17 protein-coding genes and 1 pseudogene are annotated in these 18,577 nt (G+C 47.4%); 9 read left to right on the top strand and 9 right to left on the bottom strand.

Annotated features, from left to right (window positions below; translation table 11 throughout):
- The first annotated feature begins 291 nt into the window (after positions 1-291).
- From fba to D515_RS06325, 6 genes are all read left to right on the top strand, one after another.
- A complete protein-coding gene (gene fba / locus D515_RS06350) occupies positions 292-1,356 on the top strand; it encodes a class II fructose-bisphosphate aldolase (protein WP_002537129.1) in 1,065 nt (354 codons plus the stop codon).
- A 44-nt stretch (positions 1,357-1,400) separates the two neighbouring features.
- Entirely contained in the window at positions 1,401-2,327 is a 927-nt protein-coding gene (locus tag D515_RS06345) for a phosphoribulokinase (protein WP_002537127.1), read from the top strand.
- Between the two features lie 9 nt (positions 2,328-2,336).
- Positions 2,337-3,359, top strand: a complete 1,023-nt coding sequence (locus D515_RS06340) for a class 1 fructose-bisphosphatase (protein WP_002537126.1) — start codon at positions 2,337-2,339, stop codon at positions 3,357-3,359.
- A 37-nt stretch (positions 3,360-3,396) separates the two neighbouring features.
- On the top strand, positions 3,397-4,278 hold the full coding sequence (locus tag D515_RS06335) for an inositol monophosphatase family protein (RefSeq protein WP_002537125.1): 882 nt from the start codon (positions 3,397-3,399) through the stop codon (positions 4,276-4,278).
- Between the two features lie 392 nt (positions 4,279-4,670).
- On the top strand, positions 4,671-4,862 hold the full coding sequence (locus D515_RS26180; RefSeq protein WP_002537123.1) for a DUF3653 domain-containing protein: 192 nt from the start codon (positions 4,671-4,673) through the stop codon (positions 4,860-4,862).
- Positions 4,863-5,121: 259 nt separating this feature from the next.
- Positions 5,122-6,006: a DUF2971 domain-containing protein gene (locus tag D515_RS06325; protein WP_002537121.1), complete on the top strand. Its 885-nt coding sequence runs from the start codon at positions 5,122-5,124 to the stop codon at positions 6,004-6,006.
- A gap of 190 nt (positions 6,007-6,196) precedes the next feature.
- On the opposite strand, the pseudogene D515_RS26175 reads toward D515_RS06325, so the two are convergent.
- Positions 6,197-6,391: pseudogene (locus D515_RS26175) on the bottom strand (hypothetical protein); the annotation flags it as partial.
- A 229-nt stretch (positions 6,392-6,620) separates the two neighbouring features.
- Here D515_RS26175 and D515_RS06320 point away from each other — a divergent pair.
- Both D515_RS06320 and D515_RS06315 read left to right on the top strand, forming a co-directional pair.
- The gene (locus D515_RS06320; RefSeq protein WP_002537117.1) at positions 6,621-7,133 is read left to right on the top strand and encodes a hypothetical protein; all 513 of its coding nucleotides are present in this window, start codon (positions 6,621-6,623) and stop codon (positions 7,131-7,133) included.
- Positions 7,134-7,746: 613 nt separating this feature from the next.
- Complete coding sequence (locus D515_RS06315) at positions 7,747-8,289, top strand: porin family protein (protein ID WP_002537115.1); 543 nt, start codon at positions 7,747-7,749, stop codon at positions 8,287-8,289.
- A 134-nt stretch (positions 8,290-8,423) separates the two neighbouring features.
- Here the strand turns inward: D515_RS06315 and D515_RS06310 are convergent, their stop codons facing one another.
- The 4 genes from D515_RS06310 to D515_RS06295 all read right to left on the bottom strand — a co-directional run bounded on the left by D515_RS06310 (position 8,424) and on the right by D515_RS06295 (position 11,807).
- Entirely contained in the window at positions 8,424-10,304 is a 1,881-nt protein-coding gene (locus D515_RS06310; protein WP_002537114.1) for a methyl-accepting chemotaxis protein, read from the bottom strand.
- Between the two features lie 215 nt (positions 10,305-10,519).
- On the bottom strand, positions 10,520-10,981 hold the full coding sequence (locus D515_RS06305) for a GNAT family N-acetyltransferase (RefSeq protein ID WP_002537112.1): 462 nt from the start codon (positions 10,979-10,981) through the stop codon (positions 10,520-10,522).
- Positions 10,978-11,235 carry a hypothetical protein gene (locus tag D515_RS06300; protein WP_002537110.1) on the bottom strand — a complete coding sequence of 86 codons (258 nt, stop codon included), beginning with the start codon at positions 11,233-11,235 and terminating at the stop codon, positions 10,978-10,980. The genes D515_RS06305 and D515_RS06300 overlap by 4 nt, the downstream gene beginning before the upstream one ends.
- Positions 11,236-11,273: 38 nt before the next feature.
- Positions 11,274-11,807: a phosphotransferase-like protein gene (locus D515_RS06295; RefSeq protein ID WP_039849715.1), complete on the bottom strand. Its 534-nt coding sequence runs from the start codon at positions 11,805-11,807 to the stop codon at positions 11,274-11,276.
- A 343-nt stretch (positions 11,808-12,150) separates the two neighbouring features.
- Here D515_RS06295 and D515_RS06290 point away from each other — a divergent pair, with 343 nt between their 5' ends.
- Entirely contained in the window at positions 12,151-12,714 is a 564-nt protein-coding gene (locus tag D515_RS06290) for a DJ-1/PfpI family protein (RefSeq protein ID WP_002537107.1), read from the top strand.
- Positions 12,715-12,895: 181 nt separating this feature from the next.
- On the opposite strand, the gene D515_RS06285 is transcribed toward D515_RS06290, so the two are convergent.
- The 4 genes from D515_RS06285 to D515_RS06270 all read right to left on the bottom strand — a co-directional run bounded on the left by D515_RS06285 (position 12,896) and on the right by D515_RS06270 (position 18,337).
- Positions 12,896-13,558, bottom strand: a complete 663-nt coding sequence (locus tag D515_RS06285) for a class GN sortase (protein WP_002537105.1) — start codon at positions 13,556-13,558, stop codon at positions 12,896-12,898.
- Between the two features lie 13 nt (positions 13,559-13,571).
- On the bottom strand, positions 13,572-15,695 hold the full coding sequence (locus tag D515_RS06280) for a marine proteobacterial sortase target protein (protein ID WP_002537103.1): 2,124 nt from the start codon (positions 15,693-15,695) through the stop codon (positions 13,572-13,574).
- A gap of 204 nt (positions 15,696-15,899) precedes the next feature.
- The gene (locus tag D515_RS06275; protein WP_002537101.1) at positions 15,900-17,126 is read right to left on the bottom strand and encodes an RtcB family protein; all 1,227 of its coding nucleotides are present in this window, start codon (positions 17,124-17,126) and stop codon (positions 15,900-15,902) included.
- Positions 17,127-17,182: 56 nt separating this feature from the next.
- Positions 17,183-18,337: a slipin family protein gene (locus tag D515_RS06270; protein WP_002537099.1), complete on the bottom strand. Its 1,155-nt coding sequence runs from the start codon at positions 18,335-18,337 to the stop codon at positions 17,183-17,185.
- Positions 18,338-18,577 lie beyond the last annotated feature (240 nt).

The following is an 18,577-nucleotide window of genomic DNA, read 5'->3' as shown; positions in this document are numbered from 1 at the left end:
CAGGATAAGAAGTTCTGTTAAAAGGCAGATTTTCACCATTTTAATGATGAAGTAGAACGTTAAAGCATTGAATTAATTCAGTAGTGCTTGATTGATGACGATTCGACAAAGCAGAGTTTTTGTCAGGCACTAATTCACTAACAAACTGATTTCATTTGGTTAAGTGTTCGAATATCAAGGCTATAAGTTTTCCTTATCATCTTTACGGCTATTCCTGATTGGAGTCACCGTAACCGACTGGATAACTTGGAATGCAGAAGGAATTTTCATTTTGCGTCCAAGGAGACCGTCATGGCATTGATCAGTTTGAGACAATTGCTCGACCACGCCGCCGAATTTGGATACGGCGTTCCCGCATTTAACGTCAACAATATGGAGCAGGTACACGCCATTATGGGGGCTGCTGCCGAATGCGATGCACCTGTGATCCTGCAAGCATCAGCGGGAGCCAGAACTTATGCTGGGGCAGGGTTCCTGCGTCATTTAATGCTGGCTTCTGTCGAACAATGGCCAGAAATTCCCGTCGTCGTGCATCAGGATCACGGGGCTTCACCCGCCGTCTGTCTGCAATCTATTCAGCAGGGATTTACCTCTGTCATGATGGACGGATCCTTGCTCGAAGACATGAAAACGCCCGCGAGTTACGAATATAACTGCGACGTAACAGCGCGGGTGGTTGACATGTCCCACGCCGGTGGCGTTTCTGTAGAAGGGGAATTGGGCTGCTTAGGCTCACTCGAAACGGGCGCAGCAGGGGAAGAAGACGGATCTGGCGCGGAAGGGATATTAAGCCACGACCAACTGCTGACTGATCCGGAAGAAGCCGCCATGTTTGTGCGTCAAACAGGCGTTGATGCTTTGGCCATCGCTATTGGTACCAGTCATGGTGCTTACAAATTCAGCCGCCCGCCAACTGGCGACATTCTTGCCATCGAGCGTATAAAGGTGATTCACGAAAGGATCCCAGATACCCATTTGGTAATGCACGGTTCATCTTCAGTGCCGCAAGAGTGGCTGCAAATCATCAATGAGTTTGGTGGTGATATGGGCGAAACCTACGGCGTGCCGGTTGAAGAGATTGTCGAAGGGATTCGCCACGGCGTTCGCAAGGTGAACATTGATACCGACCTTCGCATGGCAAGCACAGGCGCGGTGCGACGCTTCCTCGCACAAAATCCCAGCAACTTTGATCCCAGAAAATTCCTCGTAGCCGCCACCAAAGCCATGGAAGCCTTGTGTAAAGAACGCTATCAAGCCTTTGGTTGCGCAGGTATGGCATCGAAAATTAAACCTGTCAGTCTGGAAGTTATGTCTTCCCGTTATGCTTCCGGCGAATTGAATCCCTCCGTCAGATGAAATCGATCTGAACCTACAACGCATTTCATTTGAAGGAGAAAACTATGTCAGTGAAGCATCCCATTGTGGCAGTGACCGGATCGTCTGGTGCTGGTACCTCAACAGTGAAAAACGCGATGGAACAAATTTTCCGTCGCAACCAGTTCAAAGCTGCCGTGATTGAAGGCGACAGCTACCACAAATATGACCGCGCAGAGATGCGCGAAAGGCTGAGGAGGGCGCAGGAAAAAGGGAAGAACCTGAGTCATTTTGGTCCTGAAGGCAACGATTTCGCCGAACTGGAGAAAACCTTCCGCGCCTATGCAGAATCCGGTACTGCGCTGCGTCGTTACTATGTTCACAACGAAGAAGAAGCCCAGCTACATCAATCACGTCCTGGCACATTCACCGATTGGAGCCAGATACCCGAGGGCTCGGATCTTCTGTTCTACGAAGGTCTGCATGGCGGCGTGGTCACTGCTGCCAGCAATGTCGCGCAATACGTTGACCTTTTAATAGGTGTGGTTCCCATTGTGAACCTGGAATGGATTCAAAAAATCCACCGAGATACCCATGTTCGGGGCTACAGTCGTGAAGCCGTGACCGACACCATTTTGCGTCGTATGCACGACTATGTTCATTACATCACACCGCAATTTTCTCTCACGGATATCAACTTCCAGCGCGTGCCTATGGTGGATACCTCAAACCCGTTTATCTCGCGGGATATTCCCACACTGGACGAAAGCATGGTGGTGATTCGTTTCCGTGATCCCAAGAAAACCGGCGTCGATTTCCAGCACCTGCTCAATATGATCCACGGTTCGTTTATGTCCAGACGCAACAATATCGTCGTGCCTGGCGGAAAAATGGGATTTGCGATGGAGCTGATCATGCAGCCACTGATTGAAGAACTGGTGCTGCACGGTTCTAACCGCGTGAGTGTTGAAACCACCCATGATCGCTTCTCGAAGCGCGTGCCAGCGTTGTAAGGAGGATGCATGATCAGGAAAGGAACGACATTTACCCGTTTTATCATCGAAGATTTACGAAAACTGCCCGAAGCGACAGGTGACTTTACTTTACTGCTCAACACCATCGTCACTGCCTGTAAAGAGATTGCAGACGATGTGAGCCGTGGGCAGCTCATCAATGTGCTTGGTTCAGCAGACACCGAGAATATTCAGGGCGAAACCCAGAAAAAGCTCGATGTGATTTCCAATGAAATCCTGATCAAAGCGCTGGAATGGTCAGGGCATTTAGGCGCGATGGCATCGGAAGAAATGGAAGAGGTCTATGCAATTCCCGCCAAGTTCCCAAAAGGAAAATACCTGCTGGTTTTCGACCCGCTGGACGGTTCTTCAAACACCGAAGTGAATGTCTCGATTGGGACGATTTTCTCGATTCTTCGCTGTCCATCGGGCATTTCAACCCCGACAGAGCAGGATTTTTTACAACCTGGTGCCAGCCAGGTGTGTGCAGGATACGTGCTCTATGGCCCAGCGACCAATCTAGTGCTGACCACAGGGCAGGGCGTGAATGGCTTTACGCTGGACAGAGACATTGGCGAGTTCATTCTCACCCATCCCAATCTGACCATTCCTGACAAGACCAGCGAGTTTGCCATCAATATGTCGAACCAACGCCACTGGGAACCTGCGGTAAAACGCTATATCGACGAGGTTGTCGAAGGCAAAGAAGGCCCACGAGGACGAGACTTTAATACCCGTTGGGTAGCGTCCATGGTCGCAGAAGTGCACCGAATTCTAATGCGTGGCGGCATATTTCTTTATCCGCGGGACAGCCGTGAGAACGTGAAAGAAGGGCGCTTGCGTCTACTTTATGAAGCTAACCCTATGAGCTTCATCATCGAACAGGCGGGAGGCGCAGCATCAACGGGTAGGGAACGTATTCTTTCCGTTAAACCTCACCGTTTGCATCAACGTATTCCCGTCGTTATCGGCGCCCGTGAAGAAGTGGAAAGAGTGGAACGGTATCACCTCAGTATGGATAAAGAAGCGTAACTTAATGACCTAAATAGGAAATTAAAGGTAAATCATCATGATAATAGAGACTTCTGAAACCCACTCGTCTTTGGGCGATTTTTTGAAAATGCGGGAAAGCGATCTGCAATCTCTGCTTTTCGATATCGTCAGAAGTACGGCGTTCAAAACGATACTTCCACTGTATCAGCGCGGTTTGGCTAACACCGATATTGGCTACAAAGACAATAATGACATAGTGACCGCCGCCGATACGGAGATGCAGAACCGTTTGATTGATGCGTTTTCTACCTACTGGCCAAACATTGGGGTACTCAGTGAAGAACAGCCTATAGAGACACAACAAGCTGTTTTTAAAAACAAAAAAAGGCCGTTCTGGGTGTTGGATCCGATCGATGGAACCAGCAATTTTGCCTTTGGCATACCGTATTTCTGCACATCTTTGGCACTGATCTTCGAAGGAGAGATTCGTGTTGGTCTGGTTTACGATCCGATCAGGGATGAGTGTTTTTACGCTTCTCAGGGGAATGGCGCTACACTTAATGGAGTCAAGCTGTCTGGTTTCACCCAAATAAATCAGTCGGATAGCGAGAATAACTTAAAAAGCGCAATGGCTATGGTCGACTTCAAGAGGTTGCCACAAGCACTGGCTACAGAACTTGCTGCCAAGCCGCCATATCGTTCACAACGAAGTTTCGGGGCGAGCGCGTTGGATTGGTGTTGGATAGCCGCAAACCGATGCCAGCTTTATCTGCACGGAGAACAAAAGCTGTGGGATTACGCAGCAGGTAGTTTGATTCTGTCAGAAGCCGGCGGCATGTCATCGTCGTTTGATGGCAGCAAAGTGTTTAACCAATCCATGCAGGCAAGGTCGGTCATTGCCGCCACACAGCCAGCGCAGTTTAAGCGATGGCAACAACACATCAACCAACATCTGTAACCGAAGCGGCATCAGCCACACAAGCCAGGCCGCCGCATCCGGCTTTCGATAATTCACCAAAGCTAGAAGAACTCTGTTGGAACAGAATGATCCAATATGAGCGTCTTAGAGAATTGGTAATTATCTATTTTATGGTAAATAGATAATTACGTTCAATAGACTGAAATATTTGAAGAAAGTGGGTAATGACAGACGTAGGAGAGTCAGATTTGGCGTAGCTGCATATCTTATTTAACATAATATACATAATGCGTACTTAAAGGTTGAGATTTAACAACCCAACATAGTCCCATATTGAGCTTCAGTTTGTTCATATCGAATCACGACTGTCAGCTTTCTATGTCACGCCTGATTGGCATCATTCTGACAAAATAGATTCTGCGTTTCCTTAAATGTCTTTCAGTTATCACCACGCTGCCAACCCTAAAGCCGAAAAGCTCCTTCTTATCAAAGCATGCGGCTATCTACCGAACGACCTCAACTGGCAAGGCTTCAAAATCGATGAAACCCGCGCCATTCTAATCACTCCATCAGGCGCGGTTTTCCACCCCAGAGAGCTTGAAGCCGCGCAACGAGTATTTTGAGCTGGTTCGCCGTCATGGACACGTCCCTGACGCCCCGCAACGCCCGACTAAGCCCCCAGTAACGGAATATCGAGGTGGTCGAAGGCAGAAAGCTGCACCTTGGGTTCCAACCAGAGATAAATAAAGGAGAGCCGCGCCCGTTTCTTGCGGGCGCTCTAAATTCAATCACTAGTAATCAGCTATCTAACTCGATGGAGTATGCCCTCTGATTAATATAAAATGATTCAGAATATCAGCATATTAGTCAGGAAAAACAATATTGGGACTTTACAAATATACGACTTTCGAGAATGTAAAACATTTGCTCGATGGCACTATACGATTTACCCAACCAAAGGCTTTCAATGACCCATTTGAGTTACTACCAGAAATGCATATTTCTAAGGTTTTATCTGGTTTTTCAATCAGTGTATTGAGCCCTCAAACGGAGCAGAACCTTGGCCTCATACCGGAAAGCGAAGAGTCAAGGCACAGTGACGACATTGCGTCGAGAGAGTTACTTGACGAACTAAATAGCAAGCTTGGAATCCTTTGTTTGACAAGAAATGCTGACTCACTATTAATGTGGTCTCACTATGCTGATGAGTACAAAGGGGTCGTTGTAGAGTTCGACGAGGAACACGAGTTTTTTACCGGACTATTCCCAATAATGTACCGGAAAAACAGACCTAGACTAGATCTCGCCTTGTTGATAGAGAAAGACAATGTACTTAGGGTGTCAGATATTTCCTACAAGCCCTACCAATGGGAGTATGAAAATGAGTTTCGAATTACTCGAAGCTTAGATGATTGTAATAAAGTTGGAGTGTGTCCTCGGGGTTTTGATATCTACACTATGGATATTCCACTGGAGTGTATAAAGGGAATAACTATGGGTGAGAGAATGCCCATTGAACAACAAAGGTATCTGCTTTCGAAAATCCAAGAAACAGATGTTAGCTTAGGGCTCGCGGCAATTTCCAACAAGGGATATACATTTAGGCCAGAACCAATTAAGTACAACACACCACTATCAAAGATGGCACCTACAATGTCTCCCCGCACAGCACACATATTCAAAGAGCTAAATTGTGAACTTGGAGAAATCGCTCGTTGGATGATTAAGACTCATCCATTATCTAAAGTTGCAATTAAGACTCTTTAAGTGAATAACTAAAGCCGTTAACAATTAGGACGGCTTTTTATTCAACTTCTCGAGAACCCTAATACGATTTTCTTGATCTTCTTGGATGCTTTTTATCCACCGCACCTCAGTTTTCAGTGCCGCTATAGTCGCTAGGCTTGAGGCCAAACCTGTTCCAATTGAAATAGCCAAAGTTTCCAGTATACCCACCCTACTTCCCCTTAAGTTTGAATGAGAAAAACTCCAACAGATAACGCACCATAGAGCGAAATCCAAACGTATCAATGACCACCGCTGCCACTACATACCAATAATATTCAGGGACAGCTTTCAATGCGGTAAAACCTGCCTCCACATATGGCGCATAATCTGGCAGAAAAGACAGCATTAACGGCACAGTCACTACTCTAGATAGTCAGCACAATTGACTCACCGAGACATGTCAAAATCTAAAACGCTATCTATCTCAATAACATGTCGTTTTCTCATCATGACGCATTGAGTATTGCTTAATTGAACGATGTTCTATTCGAGCTTTCCCGTTTTAATACCCTGTTTTCACTATATTCGCCGACTTCCTGGTTGAGTTAGCCTGTTAACGCTCAACAAACCAACAATAAAAAGGAAGGTGAATAATGTCGCCAATGTTAAAACGCGCACTCTGCGTCAGTTTAGTGTTAACCCCTGCTCTGCTCTCATCTACAACCGCTACAGCGACCGTCACGCAATTCGAAGGTCAAAATGATTGGGTGATGAATAAAGAAACCAGTGATGAACGATTTAAGGTGTTGCAGAAGCAAATGCGCGGCTTCGACATGACCATGTTTGAAACCGGCGCACGCTTCAATACGTTCTACTTTGCGCTAAAAAACCAGAACTACGACATGGCAACCTATCAATGGAAGAAGATAAAGAAAACCATAGTGAATGGCACTGAGCGTCGTCCTGCGCGCAAAGCCAATGCTGATGCCATGTTCATCAACTCGCAATGGAAAATGATGCAGGCGGCCATTGATTCAAAAGATGATGCGAAGATTTGGGAAACATACGAAACCACCAAAGCGGTTTGTAACGCTTGCCATGTGGCTGAGAAGGTTCCTTTTGTAAAAGTGGTGGATCCTCAATATCCCATGATGCCTGTACAATAAACTCTGCCGAAGCACGTTGTTAAACGGCGTGCTTCGCTTTTCATAGGGTTGCCTTATCGTTCAAGTGTCGTTCTCGTCCAAAATCAACGGCCACTTCATTATCAATCGCAAACCCATCAAATAACATTTCAGTCATCGCTTCTCCCCCGTTAACTGTTCTTACATGCCCTTCCCTTTGCTACTGGGTTGTGACGGCGGCTATGTCACAACACTTCAAAGTACCAGTGCAGACGTGTTCGCTAACGACAGCATGCATGTCTGTGGGCTACCCTGACCTGACACTTCTAATGTGAACAATGAGCTATTCAATCGCGCGGGCTATGGGGCTCTGATGTCTATACCCAAACAACCTGAAGTTGGTTGGGTATAGATGCTGCGCGGGTTTTGAATGATTGCAGAAACCGATCCTTCCTTTACGGTCTATTAGCTTCCTCCATCATTACACACATTGTTACAGCTCTAAGGAATACATGAATGGAAACGTTAATCGAACACCGTATTATTGCAGCCGAATGTTTACATTCTCTTGGAGCAGTCTGGCTATCGGCCATGGATTAAGACAGGGACCGTTTTGCAAGGAAGCCTTAATAAACAGCAATAAAAAGGCTTTACGATGAAGAAAATGACTATCGCATTGGTTGTCGCGTTATCCGCACCCACTTTTGCGTCTGATACGTCAGACGATACTTATCTTTTCGGCGGATACAAAGGCGGTGATCGTAGCGGTTTTGCTCTAGGGGCTGGCTATCAGTTCAGTGAAAGCTTGGGCTTCGAAGCCTCTTACGCCTATGGTGGTGATGAGAGTTTCTATGAGTTCGAAGGAAACAGGGTTACCTATCGAAACAAGGTTAATGTCACTTATCATTCCACACACTTTGATGCGGTATGGAGCAAGGAAATGTCGCCCTACTTCATCCCGTTTGCTAAAACGGGGATCGCTTACAACGTTGGAAAATCGGACATGACAAGCACCTTCAGTTCTGGAAAAATGTCATCCCGTGACAGTGAGATTAGACCTCATTTGGGCTTAGGTGTTGAGATGCGTTTGCCTTCTGAAAGTAACGTATTTGCCAGGATGGAATACAACACCTATCTCATGTCCAGCCCAGCCAGTGACAGTTGGTGGGGATTAAATCTGGGTTACCGGTTTAGCTAATAACTACCGCTATAAGCTTTATCATTAAAGGATCTGAACTTGAGGCCTTTAGGTTGGCTTACTTTGTATTTCTACTGGTAACTTCAAAAAATAAAGCCCTCTTTCGAGGGCATTTTCTTACGAGTTGTGTCTACTCAAACTTTGAATTTGTTTAACTCACTTTCCTGCTGGCCAGCTAAATCCGATATCGCGACACAAAGCGACTCCTGCTCTTTGGCTTGCTGAGAAAGAGTTTCACTGATGTCACGGATGTTGTCTGTATTCTGTTGGATATCAGCGGCAGTATCACGCTGTCTGAACGAGGAGTTAGAGATCTCAGTGATCAGTTCGTTAATACGGTAAATGTGGCTGTGGATGTGGGTCAATGCTTCATTCGCGCCCAGTACTTCTTCCTGTGTACTTGATGCCGTATTGCGGCTTTGAATAATGACACTTTCCGCTTCGCCAACACCAGCTTGAAGCTGGGCAATCATGTTTTTGATTTCTTCCGTTGAAGTTTGGGTGCGTGAAGCCAGTGCACGAACCTCATCGGCAACAACAGCGAACCCTCGACCCATTTCGCCAGCACGAGCCGCTTCGATCGCGGCATTTAATGCCAGTAAGTTGGTTTGCTCAGCAATGTCGGTGATCACGGTGAGGATGGATTCGATGTTCGCGCTGTAGTTAGCCAGTTCGTTGACTTTGGATACTGCGGTTTCCATTTCGCCCATCAACACTTCTATAGACGCTTTGGTTTGCTCAACAGAACGCCCACCTTTGTTAGTGGCCTCACTACTTTCCGCTACCGCTTCGGCGGCGTGGCGCGCACGCTCAGCTACGTCATTGGAGATCTCTGTCATTTCATGAATGGCGTTGGACACCAGATTGATCTCATTGAGCTGGTGATCAGCGCCCTGCGCTGCATTTTTGGCAGTGGATACTGTCAGGCTGACATTGTTGGAGACTTCGCCAGAGGTGGTTTTGATATTGGTGACCAGCGCTTGAAGGTACTTGATAAAGCCGTTGAACTCGTTAGAAACGCCACCGAATTCGTCATTACTTTTAATGGTAAGACGCTTAGTGAGGTCGCCGTCACCGCTGTTAATTTCTTCCAGACTTTCACGGAGGTTTTCCAGAGGTTTAAGTTGACGGGAAATCAGCAAGCTAAGCAAAATCCCAATAAGAATGGCGCAACCGGCCGTGGTCGCTGCTGCGGTAAATCCAAAATTATCGCTGTGCGCCATAACAATGGATTTATCAAGCACAACACCTATCAGCCAGTTACTGCCTCTCAGACCATCAAGCGGCTGAAATGCAGTGAAAGCAGCTCCGGCATCGACCTCAACTTCCTGAAATGTATCATCCAGCACGGGTAATGTGCCTTTGAAGAGCTCACTGAGTTTGAGTCCATTTAGCTCGCCATTTGGGTGGCTGATGATGGTGCCGTCTGCACTCAACAAAAAGGCGTAACCGGCATTGTTGAAATTGAGGGTGTTGAGCGCTTCTGACACGGTTTTTAAGCTGAGATCCCCACCAAAGGCTCCTTTGGATTTGCCGTTATCATAAAGATTGGCAACAACGGAGATGAGAATTTCTTTGGTCGCGGCGTCCGGATATGGGTCGGTCAGCATCGCAGAATCGTTTTTCTTGGCAAAGGGATACCAAGGACGTTTCCGAGCATCCCAGCCTTCTGGATTCCAAGTTGGATCATTGGTGATGCGTTTCCCATCGGTGTCGAGCCCTCCAAATATCAGGATAAACTCGTCTTTAAGCATCGGAAGATCGAAGGTGCTTTGAATGGTTTCTGCACTGAAGTCGGCATTGATGTTTCCGGCCATCATATCGATGAGGGCGAGTTTACCGTTCAGCCAGTTGGTTATTTGCTCTCCCATGGCAGCAGTGGTTTCAAGGGTGTTTTGTTGTGAGCTGATCAGCTCTTCCTGTTTGACGCTCTGGTATTGAAACCAAGAAAGCGCCGAGAGTACTCCGATAACAACTGTTGTCGAAAGTAGAGCAACACGATAAGAGACTTTCATTTGCGATACCCGTCATTGATTAGGTGGATCAATTTTTCTTATATGTATCGTTTAATGAAGCAGACCATTTAGTCTCAAGCTAGGGCTTGTTAATGATTATTGTGTTATTTGTAAATATAATGAGCTGAATGTGTCAGAATATTTTACACCCGGAGTTTTTTCCTCGATCTTTCAGTGTATTGAACTTGAAGCATGAAAAAGTGAATCGCCTGTTTTTATAGACTTTTCACCCTGACTGAGACCTTTACTCCGCGGTACTCTACTTGCTCTATTTCCTCAAACCCAATGCGGCCGTATAAACCTCCGTCTAGCTGTTCGGTTTGGAGGTGAAGTTTTTCAATACCCAAGTCTCTCGCCAAGCGCTCTAACTCACCAACCATATGAGATGCGACCTTCTTGCCTCGATGCGCTTTTTCTACATAAACGCCACCGACCCAATGTTCCTTGTCGGTGTAGATGCTCATTTCGTGATAACAGAGGTAGGAACAACCGAGGATCTCGTCACCTTCAACGGCATAGATCATCAGTGGCAGTTTGTCTCTGTTGAGGTATTCGCTCAGATTGGTTTGATTGCGCTCTAGCGTCGCTTCCGGGTTCAGGTGGCCCCATTCATTGAGAAACCACTGAGCAACGGTAGGAAGTGTTTCTGGCTTATCTGCAAGGAAGATGAATTTCATGATTTGGCCTTTTCCAGAAGGTTCTTGGTTTTTAACCAAGAATACAGACCATAGAAGATACCGCCTAATGGAAATGCCCAAAGCGAGAAAGAGAGCGCTTCTATGAAGCCTTTTCCGGTAAAAAGTGGCGTGATAGCGGCGTAAAAAATCGCGGTAGGAATTCCCCACAACAACACACCGTAAACCAGTATGTGTTTGGGCATCCCCATCGCGATCTTTTGTTCTAGTTTCTTGAGGTCTTCTGGATTCGTCACTGTCGGCTCGTATGCATGATAATTAAGTCATGCGTTCTTTATGCCTTGGTGACTTGCTCCTGCACAGTTGCCGCAATGATTGTTGCGAGTTCAGTCGCAGGCGTTTTGGTGCTGTCGAGTTTGAGATCATATTTCAGATGATGTGGTGATGTGTAGAAGCCATGCCTCACTTCATCTAACGTTCTATCTCCTCGGTCAAATGTGCGTCTCTCTAACTCTGGAAGTTCGCAGACAAGACCAACATATAAACGCTCATGGCGCTCGAAAGCCAGATCCATTTTCAGTGCTCGCTGTGGCGTTGAAATCACAGCATCAAAAATCACTTTGTTGCCTGCTTCAAGCAATGCATTCACACAAGAGAATGCCCCGTTCATAAGGGTATTTGGGTCCAGTGAACGCCAGTCATTTTCCTGATTACAGCGCTGAAGCACTGACGGTGGAAGTGAATAGACTAATGTGTCGATAGAAAAATACAGCCAGTTTTCCGGAAGAAACTGCTCCTGGAGAGCTTTTGCCAGCGTGGTTTTACCCGCTCCAGAGGCGCCATCGAGAACGATTAAATTTGGGCTCATAAAGAAAATTGCCTCTTTGTTGTTTTTGTTGGCGACATCATTCTTGTTATGTGAATCTGAGGGAAGTTTTTCCGGTTTATGTGGAAGAAAAATGCGATCCATACGCACTCTGTTTCAATGATGAGCCACACATTTTTTAGGTAATTTCACTGCAATATCGAAGGTGTTTGTAACTGACCGATGTACCGATTGCACTCAGAATAGACCAATCTCGAATTACTGATTACTCGCCTTGTAGCCCGCCACTGCTGTACTAATGTTCTGAAAAACACAGATAAATATGAGCCTAACCCATTGGGCCGTAACAACAATAACGTCAGTAACTACATCAGGGGAAATAACGTTGGCTAGAGTTCTTATCATCGCTGGTGACTTCGTTGAAGACTATGAGATCATGGTGCCCTTTCAAACGCTTCAGGTTTTAGGGCACGCGGTTTCTGTGGTTTGTCCGGGGAAATCAAATGGCGAAACCATCAAAACAGCTATCCATGACTTCGAAGGCGACCAAACCTACACAGAAAAACCAGGCCACAAATTCACGTTGAATGCGGATTTCGATGCGGTATCCGAAGCCTCGTTTGACGGTTTACTTCTACCTGGCGGACGCGCACCAGAATACCTACGTTTGAACGAAGATGTGCTCAACTTGATCACTGCGTTCAACAACAAAAACAAACCGATTGCTGCCATTTGCCACGGCGCCCAGTTACTCACGGCATCATATGTGGTTTCAAACCGCGCGATTTCCGCTTACCCCGCTTGCGCTCCGGAAGTTCGTTTGGCTGGCGGTGAATTCACAGACATTGCAATGGACGAAGCCATTACCGACGGTAACCTCGTCACCGCACCTGCATGGCCAGCGCACCCTGCATGGCTCACACAGTTCCACACACTGCTTACTCAATAACTATAACGATCCATCACTAAGCCTCCCATTTGGGCGCGATTCGCGCCCTTTTTTTATTAGGCTTACTTTTCGTTTAAACCTCAATTTTTCAGATAGATAAGTAGTAGGATTTTCCTGTTATTCAGATTGAACTTATGCGAACGAAAAATAAGTTATAGTGCGTTAAAGTTGTGTTTATACGCTATAGCCACTGTTCAGTTTCCGTCTTCGCGGAATAGAAAACATCAGGTGCGAAATCCCGTATTGAGTCCGGTGTTAGCTGGGGTTTCGCCACCACGACATAGCGCAGTGGTCCATTGAATGTCATGGCGTCGAAAGGATAACAGGTCACCAGTGTGACGCGATCATCGTCCGTTTGCTCTATCCATTGAGTGTCAGATTCATGAGCGATGCTGATTTCTTCCACGCTGTAATACACCTGAGTGCCGGCGCGGGTCTCAATGCTCATGGAATCACCCGGCTTTATCTCAGCTAATCCCGCGAAATGGGTGTCGTTATGACCGTAGATGACGACGTTTCCCCTCCTTCCCGGCAAAGCAGTTTGCATCTGCAGTGTGGGACCAAACGCCAGGTTTCGCATGTTTGCGCCAGACAACACCCACTGCGGCTTGTTGTTCTTCAATGCAATCTTGGCGATGGGATAAGTATCAGCCCACGGCCAAGGGGCTTGGTTCTCGCCCGTTTGTTTCTGCTTCTCCCAAGCATGGGCAATCATGAGTTGGGCGAGTTGCGCCTTGGCTTTGATGTATAGGCCATTTGCCATGATGACACCTCCACACAGGAAGCTGGCGATAAAAACGAGTTGCCAGGGCTTCTGTGGAAAATAACGACGGATGACTTCCATGTATACTGACCTTCTATTGGAAAACGTCACGCGATGCGCGACTGAAGCGAATCCCTACCGCACTGACAGCCAGCATTAATCCACCCAGTAACATCATGAAGGTGCTTCCTAAACCACTTTGCAGCATGGCGACGTTGTTTTTGGGCGCATGTGGATTGATTTGATGTGGCTTTGCTTTCTCATCCAACGGTCGGCTTGGGTTGTTATCAACGGCGGCCAGCGATGTATGCTTGGTGACAATGTGATGGTTTAAACCCAGCTCTGTGATTCGGTTTTCTTTCTCATCTGCACTCAAGCTTTGATTGAGGGTGATACTTTCGATTTGTTTGCGCGCCCAAAGTACGTCGATACCTGTCGCAGCGCCCGCTTGAATGGCTTCAAGGTCAATATCGAGTTGCCAGGGTGCGTCACTTTGAATGCCTGTTAGCTGTAATGTGCTCGCGTTTTCGGGGATGGTAAACGCCAAATCCAAAGGCTGGGTTTTGTACAGATCCGGCACTGGATTTGGCCACGAATCGACAGGCTCGCCGTTATCCCATTTCACGGTGATGTCTTTCATTACTGGGCTTGAAAGCTTTTCAAACAGTGGCTTTAGGGATGTAGAAACTTCGTTGAGGTTACTGATATGGGTGAAGCTTCCTTTACCTGATACGGCGGCGCGCTGCATAAATGCGCTGTTTGGCGCTGATCCGATCCCTACGGTAAACAATCTTCGATCTTTCAATCCTTTGCTGATTAAGCCGTACAGTTCGTCTTCATTGCCGATGGCACCGTCTGTCATAAAGACAATTTGGTTCAGGTAACCAGCCATTGGCTCTGACGCATACGCCAACTCTAATGCTGTCGCCATTTCGGTGCCGCCATCAGCTTCAATGCCACGCACAATGCTGCTGACTAAACCAATATTTTGAAGCGTTGCTTTGACTGGCACGGATGAATAACGACGCGCTTCGTGGTTAAAGATAATCAGGTTGAAGTAGTCATCGGCTTCGAGGCTGTGCAGCGCGTAGATTACGGCTTCTTTGGCTTGCTCGATGGACTCACCGTACATGGAGCCGGAGATGTCCAATACCAAGGTAATGTTTTGGGGGATGCTGTTGGTCTGCTTAGATTGCGGCGGCATCGCCATCAAAAGGCCGTATTTCTCGCCCTCTTTTTCCTGCACAAACAAGGCGGCAACCGGCATGCTGGCTGCCGCTGGTCGCCACTTGAGTACAAAATCCTGATTGGCGATTTCCATTTCGCTCAGTGTGACGGAATAGCGGCTATCAGAGACTTTCTGGACATTAATAGATGCCGTGGTGCTTTCGACAAAATCAATGGGCAGACCCATGTTGATGTCCGCTTCCAAGGTAAAAGCGATTTCGTCTTCAAGCAGCGGATCACGATACTCCGGCGTGATTTCATTGGCATCCGGCACCTGACGCGTTGCCACAGCCCAACCGTTTTGCATTTCCTGCAACGGCGTTACCACTTCTTCAACGTGCTGTTCGCCTTCTTCTGGGACTGGGGCTTCTGTGTCGCCTCTTGCCTGCAGTGCCGTCGAATCAGGCAAACCCGGAATGTAGCGATGCGTGAAGGTGGTTGGGAAACGAAGGCTGAATTCGCCATCTTCATAGTGAACCGTCTCCTGATATTGGATATTCACCACAATGGTTTCACCAGGCGCGACATTGGCAATCTGCGTAGAGAACAAGTTCGCTCGGTGCTGTTCCACCAACGAGGCTTTTTTGCCCTGCTCAGCGGCACGGTTGAAGGTTTCCCTCGCTTGCTGTTTCTTTTGGATTTCACCTTCAATGATGCGCTCACCAATTTGAATCGTCAGATGATCAACCGCTGCGTTCTGAGGTAGCGGAAACAGATAACGGGCGTTAATCCAATCGTCTGTTGGATTGGTAAAACGCTGTTCGACCTTCACGCGATTGACCAAGCCATTTATCACCATATCTGCACTGGTGGAAAGCTGAGGCGCAGCCGTCCAGAGTTTGTCTTCGCTGTTTTGCGTTTGTATATACAAGCCGCCTTCTTCCTCACTGGCAAAGGCAATTGCCGGGAGAAACATGATGAAAAGCGCTGTCAGCAGCCAATCTGCTAACGGCGCTTTGAATGAGACTTTGGAGATTTTCAGGGAGTACATTGCCACTTCCTTGACCTGTTGTTATTGACTGGCATTACACCAAATCAATCTGTCGGTTCCGGGTAGCAACTGAGGCCAATTCAGACCAATTGTGGCAAGATTATGGCAGTGCAACACCAATAAGTTATAGTGCATTATAAGATGTGAAACAGCAGGAGACATGCTCCTGCTTATCTTATTGATTTAACGTGTGGTCAGTCGTATTTACCCTTTCACACAAACCACTTGCTTCAGGGTATGTACGACTTCAACAAGGTCTTTCTGTGCTTCCATGACTTTGTCGATGTCTTTGTAAGCGTGCGGGATTTCATCGATCACTGCTGCATCCTTTCGGCACTCAACACCTTCCGTCGCGGCAACCTGATCTTTGATGCTATAAACCTTTTTCGCCTGTGTTCTCGACATGACACGCCCAGCACCATGGCTACAGCTTTCGAAGCTTTCAGGATTACCCAGCCCTCGAACGATAAAGGACTTCGCCCCCATGTTACCCGGGATGATCCCCAGTTCGCCCTTGCCAGCCCTCACCGCGCCTTTACGGGTGACATAGCACGACTTTCCAAAGTGCGTTTCCCGCGAGATATAGTTATGGTGACAATTCACCGCCACGTCTGCCGTTTCAAATGGCACTGGGATTTGTTTTCTCAGTGCTGTAATCGCATTAATCATCATGATTTCACGGTTCTTAGCGGCGAAATCCTGCGCCCATTCGACAGCTTCCACGTAATCGTTAAAGTAGTCGCTACCCTCTTCCAGATAGGCAAGATCCTGATCGGGAAGGTGAATCTGGTGCCGTTCCATCTCTTTCTTGGCCAGTTCAATGAAGTAGGTACCTATTCGGTTTCCTACGCCACGGCTGCCAGAGTGAAGCATGATCCAAACTGCGTCGTTTTCATCCAGACACAGCTCGAGAAAGTGGTTCCCCGTTCCCATGGTGCCAAGATGGTTAACGTGATTACTTTTCTTGATGGCCGGATGCTTATGGCAGATCGCTTCGAAGCGCAGTTCCAGCTTTTTCCATTCTTTCGCTACCACGTCAGGGATGTTATGCCACGCGCCACGGTCGGTTTTCCCTCGCCCAGATGTTCTTCCATGAGGAATAGCAGACTCAAAGGCATGTCGGATATCACTTAGGTTATCCGGGAGCTGTGAGGCTTTCAGCGAGGTTTTGGTCGCTAGCATCCCGCAGCCGATATCCACTCCTACTGCCGCTGGAATGACGGCTTTGACCGATGGGATCACGCTGCCAATCGTGGCTCCCATACCAAGGTGGACATCCGGCATCACGGCAATATGGGAATGAACAATATCCATAGATGCGATGTTATTCAGTTGCTGACGTGCCTTATCTTCAAACGGTACGCCTTTGGTCCACGCTTTTATCGTTGCTTTATTTTCGTTTTTGATTTCGATGTAGTTTTCAGTACACATTGTGCTTTCCTTGATGACGCGCCTTACCGTATTTGCTTAACGGCAAGACGCGTTTTCTATGTCATTTTCACCACGCCTTGCATGAGTCCTTCCAGACCACCGTAGACGTTGAGGTTGCTGATTTTGTCCGCGACTTTTTCAAGTGCTTCCAGCTCTTTCAGGCGCATCAGTGTTGGGTTGTTTTCCATCACTTTGGCGGTGTTGTGCAGGCTTCGCGTCGCTGCCGTTTCCTCACGACGTTTGATCACGTTGGCCTCTGCCGCTTTTTGCGCTTCAACCACCTGGTTGAGAATCGCTTTGATTTCACCGGGTAAAATGATGTCTTTCATACCCACGTTGCCTAACTCGACACCGACCGCTTTCAGATTTTCTGCCACCAGCTCTTTCACGGTTTCACCCACGTAGAGCTTGTCCAACAGCAAATCATCCAATGCTTTGGTGCCAATGGCTTCACGCAGCGCTAACTGAAGCAGTTTGTAGGCGTATTGCTCGACATCATCCACGCTGCTGGCAGCTGTTTCAGCATCCAGGATGCGGATGTTGGCGGTTAAGTTGATGCGCAGGCTAACGCGATCTTTGGTCATGATTTCCTGACCTGACACTTCCAGAATTTGGGTGCGCGTGTCATAGCTTTTCAACTGAAACTCGCGGTTGAACTGCCAGTAGCCATAAGTGCCCGGAGACAATTTTTCCGACAGCTTACCGTCGATGTACAACAGACCGACATGGCTGTTTTTCACTGTCGCCACCGCCACAGGTTTCACTGCGACCGTCGATTCACTGCGGATCAAACGCGTCGCCAGGTTCACACCGGCTTTGTTGATCAAATACAGCGTCTTATCCTCCACCAGCGGTGTATCTGCAATGTCGATACGATCCAATCGGATGTCACCGGCATCTTTCCACATAAACAGACGCTCTCCCGGTGCCACCACACCACGCAACATGCCATCAAGATACAACATGCCTACTTCTGTATCCTGAAGTTTCTCGTGTTGGATGTGCTCCTTCAAAGAGGCTGAGCCTTGGTATAAACGCTCTCCGTTTTTCTGGGAGAAATACAGCTCGTCGATATCGAAAACTTCGAATTCAATATCGTCTTTCATGTCCCAAATTTTGTGTAAGCCCGGCATAAGCACTTGGGTTAGTTTCTGGTTTTGAAAAACCAGTGCGCGTTCGTTTTCTGCAATTTTGATGGTTTTACGAAACATAATCTTTTTCCTTGTTTAAGTGAGAAACGAAAGGACACAGCGTGAAGATGCAGTGGCAACTGTCGCTCTTGGTAAAGGGAGCTTCCTGCCTGCTTTACCCTTCTGCACGGTTGCGTCTTCATCTCATTGGTTGCTCCGTTCGTTTCCTTGTTTCCATTTCTATGCGTTATCTGAGTGGGACTCGAACCCACGACATACGAATTAACTTCGCCGTTCTACCAATTGAACTATCAGTTAAGG

Source organism: Grimontia indica (assembly GCF_000333895.2).
Lineage (GTDB): Bacteria > Pseudomonadota > Gammaproteobacteria > Enterobacterales > Vibrionaceae > Enterovibrio > Enterovibrio indicus.
This window is presented reverse-complemented; position numbering and strand designations above follow the sequence as displayed.

Coding starts and splice junctions, on each gene's coding strand:
- D515_RS06335 (WP_002537125.1), top strand. CDS start 3,397: ATGATAATAGAGACTTCTGAAACCCACTCGTCTTTGGGCGATTTTTTG.
- D515_RS06320 (WP_002537117.1), top strand. CDS start 6,621: ATGTCGCCAATGTTAAAACGCGCACTCTGCGTCAGTTTAGTGTTAACC.
- D515_RS06295 (WP_039849715.1), bottom strand. CDS start 11,807: ATGAGCCCAAATTTAATCGTTCTCGATGGCGCCTCTGGAGCGGGTAAA.
- D515_RS06275 (WP_002537101.1), bottom strand. CDS start 17,126: ATGTGTACTGAAAACTACATCGAAATCAAAAACGAAAATAAAGCAACG.
- D515_RS26180 (WP_002537123.1), top strand. CDS start 4,671: ATGTCTTTCAGTTATCACCACGCTGCCAACCCTAAAGCCGAAAAGCTC.
- fba (WP_002537129.1), top strand. CDS start 292: ATGGCATTGATCAGTTTGAGACAATTGCTCGACCACGCCGCCGAATTT.
- D515_RS06345 (WP_002537127.1), top strand. CDS start 1,401: ATGTCAGTGAAGCATCCCATTGTGGCAGTGACCGGATCGTCTGGTGCT.
- D515_RS06315 (WP_002537115.1), top strand. CDS start 7,747: ATGAAGAAAATGACTATCGCATTGGTTGTCGCGTTATCCGCACCCACT.
- D515_RS06340 (WP_002537126.1), top strand. CDS start 2,337: ATGATCAGGAAAGGAACGACATTTACCCGTTTTATCATCGAAGATTTA.
- D515_RS06270 (WP_002537099.1), bottom strand. CDS start 18,337: ATGTTTCGTAAAACCATCAAAATTGCAGAAAACGAACGCGCACTGGTT.
- D515_RS06280 (WP_002537103.1), bottom strand. CDS start 15,695: ATGTACTCCCTGAAAATCTCCAAAGTCTCATTCAAAGCGCCGTTAGCA.
- D515_RS06305 (WP_002537112.1), bottom strand. CDS start 10,981: ATGAAATTCATCTTCCTTGCAGATAAGCCAGAAACACTTCCTACCGTT.
- D515_RS06310 (WP_002537114.1), bottom strand. CDS start 10,304: ATGAAAGTCTCTTATCGTGTTGCTCTACTTTCGACAACAGTTGTTATC.
- D515_RS06285 (WP_002537105.1), bottom strand. CDS start 13,558: ATGGAAGTCATCCGTCGTTATTTTCCACAGAAGCCCTGGCAACTCGTT.